At 28.3% G+C, this 5765-nt stretch carries 5 protein-coding genes; all 5 read left to right on the plus strand.

Annotated elements, in window-relative coordinates; all coding sequences use genetic code 11:
* The first annotated feature begins 71 nt into the window (after positions 1-71).
* The 5 genes from ACH2BC_RS10510 to ACH2BC_RS10530 all read left to right on the plus strand — a co-directional run bounded on the left by ACH2BC_RS10510 (position 72) and on the right by ACH2BC_RS10530 (position 5414).
* Positions 72-938, plus strand: a complete 867-nt coding sequence (locus ACH2BC_RS10510; RefSeq protein ID WP_395053954.1) for a DUF58 domain-containing protein — start codon at positions 72-74, stop codon at positions 936-938.
* A gap of 221 nt (positions 939-1159) precedes the next feature.
* The gene (locus tag ACH2BC_RS10515; protein WP_395053955.1) at positions 1160-1519 is read left to right on the plus strand and encodes a four helix bundle protein; all 360 of its coding nucleotides are present in this window, start codon (positions 1160-1162) and stop codon (positions 1517-1519) included.
* Positions 1520-1656: 137 nt separating this feature from the next.
* Positions 1657-3288 carry a BatD family protein gene (locus ACH2BC_RS10520; protein ID WP_395053956.1) on the plus strand — a complete coding sequence of 544 codons (1632 nt, stop codon included), beginning with the start codon at positions 1657-1659 and terminating at the stop codon, positions 3286-3288.
* Positions 3288-4289: a VWA domain-containing protein gene (locus ACH2BC_RS10525; protein ID WP_395053957.1), complete on the plus strand. Its 1002-nt coding sequence runs from the start codon at positions 3288-3290 to the stop codon at positions 4287-4289. Before ACH2BC_RS10520 ends, ACH2BC_RS10525 begins: the two co-directional genes overlap by 1 nt.
* A gap of 84 nt (positions 4290-4373) precedes the next feature.
* Positions 4374-5414, plus strand: coding sequence for a VWA domain-containing protein (locus ACH2BC_RS10530; protein ID WP_395053958.1), 1041 nt, complete (start codon positions 4374-4376; stop codon positions 5412-5414).
* Positions 5415-5765: the final 351 nt, after the last annotated feature.

Here is a 5765-nt window from a genome sequence, read left to right on the forward strand (position 1 = left end):
GTTGATAGTTTTTTGTTGATAGTTGATGGTTTTTCCAACAACAGACAACAGACAACAGACAACCACATACAATGGAAACAAAAGAGCTTTTAAAAAAAGTACGAAAAATAGAAATCAAAACCCGAAGATTGAGTGATCATATCTTTTCGGGCGAATATCATACGTCTTTTAAAGGAAGAGGAATGACGTTTTCTGAAGTGCGTCAATACCAGTATGGTGATGATATTCGCGCCATAGATTGGAATGTAACTGCGCGATATAATGAAGCGCATGTAAAAGTTTTTGAAGAAGAAAGAGAACTAACAATGATGTTGATGGTTGATATTTCTGGCTCGGAAAGTTTTGGAACTAAAAATCAATTAAAAAGCGAAATTGTAACAGAAATTGCTGCAACAATGGCGTTTTCGGCAACTCAAAATAATGATAATATTGGATTAATTTTATTTTCTGATGCAATTGAATTGTACATTCCGCCCAAAAAAGGAAAATCGCACGTACTTAGAATTATTCGCGAATTAATAGAATTTAAACCAAAAAGTAATAAAACTGATTTATCACAAGCACTAAAATTTTTATCTGGAACTCAAAAAAAGAAAGCTATTGTATTTCTTATTTCAGATTTTATTGTAGAAGATGATTACGAGAAAACACTAAAAATTGCTAGCAAAAAACACGATATTACTGGTGTTAGAGTATATGATATTCGTGAAGAAAAAATGCCAAATATTGGAATTGTAGAAATGGAAGATGCCGAAAGTGGTGAAATTTTAGTAGTTGATACAACATCTAAAACCGCAAGAATAAATTATGAAAAACATTATAGTGAAAAAGTAATTCAATTTAAAGAATTGTTTTCTAAATGTGGTTCGGGAACAATAAACACAAGAGTTGACGAAAGTTATGTAACCAAATTATTAGGATATTTTAAATCGCGATAATGATTTAAGATTGATGATTAACGATTTTTGATTGCAGATTTTTTAAAATAAATGATGTAAAGATTTATAATTAAATATAAAATAAGAAAAGCATAAGGAATAATTTAATTACAGAGTTATAAATTAATCACTACTGAAAAATTAAATATGAAATCAATCCCGATAGCTATCGGGACGTTAATCAACAATGAAAATTTGAATTAATAAAAAACTATAAACCAATGAACAAACAAGAATTAGAAGATAGATTAATAGATTTTGCGGCAGCTATAATTATTATTGCAAGTAAATTTGAAAAAAATTATGCTGGAAATCATCTTGCAGGTCAAATTATTCGTTCAGGAACTTCACCAGCTTTAAACTATGGTGAAGCTCAAAGTGCTGAAAGTATAAAAGATTTTATTCACAAAATGGGAATTTGTCTTAAAGAATTAAGAGAGAGTTTTGTTTGTTTAAAAATTATTGAAAAAACAAGTTTAAGTAATGATTTAGAAAGATTAATTGAAACAAAAAAAGAGGTAAATGAGTTAATCTCAATTTTTGTTGCAAGTATTAAAACAGCAAAAAGCAATCTAAAATAAAAATAAAATTATCCTCAATATTGAAGAAATCTGAAATCAAAAATCATTAATCTTCAATCAAAAATCATGAAAATAAATTATATTAAGTTTTGAAGAAATCTGAAATCAAAAATCGTTAATCTTCAATCAAAAATCAAATGAACTTCAAATTATATATACTATTCTTCCTTATTTCATCATCACTTTTTGCTCAAAAAGTAACTGTTTCTGTTGACAAAACTAGAAATAAAATTGGCGCAGAATTTAAACTTACTCTAAAAGCGACTGTTTCTAGTAAAGACAAAGTTGTATTTCCTAAAGATAAAAATTTCGGTGCTTTAGAAGTTATAGAATCGTACAGAATTGATACAATAAAAAATAGCGATACTTATGAACTAGTTAAAAAATATGGTCTTACACAGTTTGATTCTGGAAACTATGTAATTCCAAAAATTCCTGTTTTAATAAACGGAAAAAAAGTATTTTCAGACAGCATAAACATTGAAGTTTCTAATGTAAAAGTCGATACTTTAAAACAGAAAATGTTCGACATAAAAACCATCGAAAAAGTAAAAATTGAAACCAATTATTGGAAGTATATTATTACAATAATTATTCTTCTTGCATTATTAATACTAGTATTTTGGTTGTATAAAAAATACAAAAACAGACCAAAAAAAGAGCTAGAAATTGTATATAAAACGCCAATAGAAAAGGCAACTTCATTGTTACAATCGTTAGAAAAAAAAGAATTGTGGCAAAATGGTGAAGTAAAAGAATATTATTCTCAATTAACAGATATTGTTAGAACTTATATAGAAGAAGAAATTCAAATTCCAGCAATGGAAAGCACAACATCTGAACTTATTTTTAGTTTAAAAAAAGTGGCTTCACAAAAGAAAATGAAGTTGAATGCTGAAACATTAAAAAATTTAGAAAAAGTTTTAAAACAAGCCGATTTAGTAAAATTTGCAAAAGTAAAACCGTTAGATTTTGAAATTGAAGAAGACAAAAAACGAATAACGAATGCAGTTGTAAAAATTCACGATGCAGTACCGCAAATAGTTGAAGAAACAGACGAACTTGAAATTTGGAACGAGGAACAAAAACAAAAATCGATTGCAAAAAAGTACCTTGAACGTAAAGTAAGAAGAATTAAAGCTGCAGTTTTAATTGGATTGATAGTAATTGTTTTTAGTATATTATTTACAATTGCTGCCAAAGGATTTGACTATGTAAAAGATTTCGTTTTAGGAAATCCTACCAAAGAATTAGTAGAAAAAGAATGGTTGTTTAGCGAATATGGAAATCCTGGAATTTACATAGAAACACCAGAAATTTTAAAAAGAATGGATGCTGAAAAAACGCTTCCTAAAAATGCAATGGCATTAATTAAAGAAATGCAATTGTTTGATTATGGAACCTTATCATCCGATTTTTATGTTTCTATTGCGACTAAAAAATTTAAAAAACCAACCGATGTTAAATTAGATGATTTAGCAGAAGAAAGTTCAAAAATTATGGAATCTCAAGGCGCATCAAATATTATTTTTAAACAAGAAGATTTTAAAACCAATCAAGGTGTTGAAGGTAAAAAAGCTTTTGGAACATTGATTATGATTGATAAAAAACAAAGTGAAAGCAAAAAATTATATTATGAAATGCTGTTTTTTAAACAAGATGGTGGCATTCAACAAATAACAATTGCTTATAAAGAAGGTGATAAATTTGGTGCAGAAATTGCAGGTAGAATTTTGAATTCAATTGAACTTAAAAACGCACAAGAATAATGGAAAAAGTAAGCTTTTTAAATCCAGAATTCTTTTGGTTGTTACTGTTAATTCCGGTTGCAACAGCTTGGCTTTTTTGGAAACGAAAAGAACAAACGGCAACGTTAAAAATAAGTTCTGTAAAAGGATTTAAAAATTCGAAATCGCTTCTAGTAAAACTAAAACCGTATCTTTTTGTGTTACGATTACTAGCATTGTGTTCGTTAATAATTGCATTGGCACGACCAAGAACTGTTGATGTGAGTAGCGATACCAAAACCACAAAAGGTGTAGATATTGTAATGGCAATTGACCTTTCTAGTAGTATGTTGGCTAAAGATTTAAAGCCAAACCGAATGGAAGCTTTGAAAGAAGTTGCTACAAAATTTGTTGAAAATCGTCCAAACGACAGAATAGGAATTGTATTTTATGCTGGCGAAGCTTATACAAAAACACCGGTTACAAGTGACAAAGCCATTGTACAAGAAGCAATAAAAGATATAAAATTTGACAATGTAATTCAAGACGGAACAGCAATTGGAATGGGTTTATCAACTGCGGTAAACCGATTAAAAGATAGTAAAGCTAAAAGCAAAGTTATAATTTTATTGACCGATGGTGTAAATAATGCCGGATTTATTGAACCCGAGACTGCTTCTCAAATTGCAAAAGAATTTGGAATAAAAGTATACACAGTAGGAATTGGAAGTAACGGAATGGCGGAATTTCCCAAAGCTTTTGCATCGGATGGTAGTTACATTTATGAAATGAGGAAGGTAGAAATTGATGAACAATTGATGAAAAATATCGCTACCAATTCTGGCGGAAAATATTTTAGAGCAACAAGTAATAGCAAATTAGAAGGTATTTACAACGAAATTAACAAACTAGAAACTACAGAAATAGAAGAATTAAAATATTATGATTTTGACGAAAAATTCCGCCCATTTGTATGGATTGCTGGATTGTTATTATTGATAGAAATTTTATTACGAAATACTATTTTTAAAAGTTTTATATAACTCAAACTTGTAATCTTACTAAGGAAAAAATCTCATACTATTGATGAGATTCTTCTTTCTTCAGAATGACAAAAAAAGAATAAAATGTACGAATTAGAAGAAAAAGGATATTTCTATTTATTGATTATCATTCCAATTTTGGTCTTGGTTTTTCTATACGTTCAAGTTTGGAAAAAGAAAAAACAAAAAGAATTTGGCGATTTAAGTTTGTTACAAAAATTAAGTCCAGAGAAATCAGTTTTTAAACCAGTTTTAAAAATTTCTGTGTTGCTTTTGGCGATAATTTTTCTAATAATTGCATTAGTAAATCCCAAAATGGGAACCAAAATAGAAACTGTAAAACGTCAAGGAATTGATATTGTTTTTGCCATTGATGTTTCTAAAAGTATGCTTGCAGAAGACGTTGCACCAAACAGATTAGAAAAAAGTAAACAACTAGTATCCCAATTAATAAACCAAATGGGAAGCGATAAAATTGGAATAATTGCCTATTCTGGAAGCGCATTTCCAGTTGTACCAATGACATCAGATTATAGTGTTTCTAAAATGTTTTTGCAATCTATGAATCCAACAATGATTTCATCGCAAGGCACAATGATTGATGAAGCAATAAATTTAGCATCAGAAAAATACTTTGTAAAAAAAGAAAAAACCAGTAAAGTATTAGTAATAATTTCTGATGGAGAAGATCATTCTGACGAAGCTATTGCTGCATCAGAAGACGCAAAAAGTAGTGGTATAAAAATTGTAACAATTGGAGTTGGAACTGAAAAAGGCGGAACAATTCCGTTAAAAAGTCTTGGGCAAAATGGCGAATTTCAAAAAGATCAAGAAGGAAATGTGGTTGTAACCAAAAGAAGTCAAGAAATTTTAGAAAAAATTGCCAAAAGTTCTGGCGGAATTTACATTGACGGAAACAACACTAAACAAGTTACCGAAAGCATAAAAAAGTTATTAGATAAAACACAGAAATCAGAATTCGAAAGTTCACAAATGGCCGATTTTAAATCGCAATTTCAATGGTTTTTAGGATTTGCGTTTTTCCTGTTATTTATAGATTTATTCTTTTTAGAACGAAAAACAAAATGGGTTAAAAAGATGAATTTGTTTAATGAGGAAAAGTGAGCAGTTGTCAGTTGTCAGTTATCAGTTGTCAGTTATCAGTTATGAGTAATCAATTATTATTGAATTGTTAATAGCAGTTTTTAAGTAATAATAAAAATTGAAGATTTTAAAAATTAGTGAAATAACTACAACAAGATAATTTGTGGAAATTTGTGTAATTTGTGGTAAAAATTAATAAAAATCGAAAATTTTAAAAATTAGTGAAATAATTACAACAAGATAATTTGTGGAAATTAATGTAATTTGTGGTAAAAAATTAATAATAATCGAAGATTTTAAAAATTAGTGAAATAATTATAACAATATAATTCGTGTAATTTGTGGTAAAAAATTAATAAAAATCGAAGATTT

It is taken from the genome of Flavobacterium sp. (assembly GCF_043760115.1).
Lineage (GTDB): Bacteria > Bacteroidota > Bacteroidia > Flavobacteriales > Flavobacteriaceae > Flavobacterium.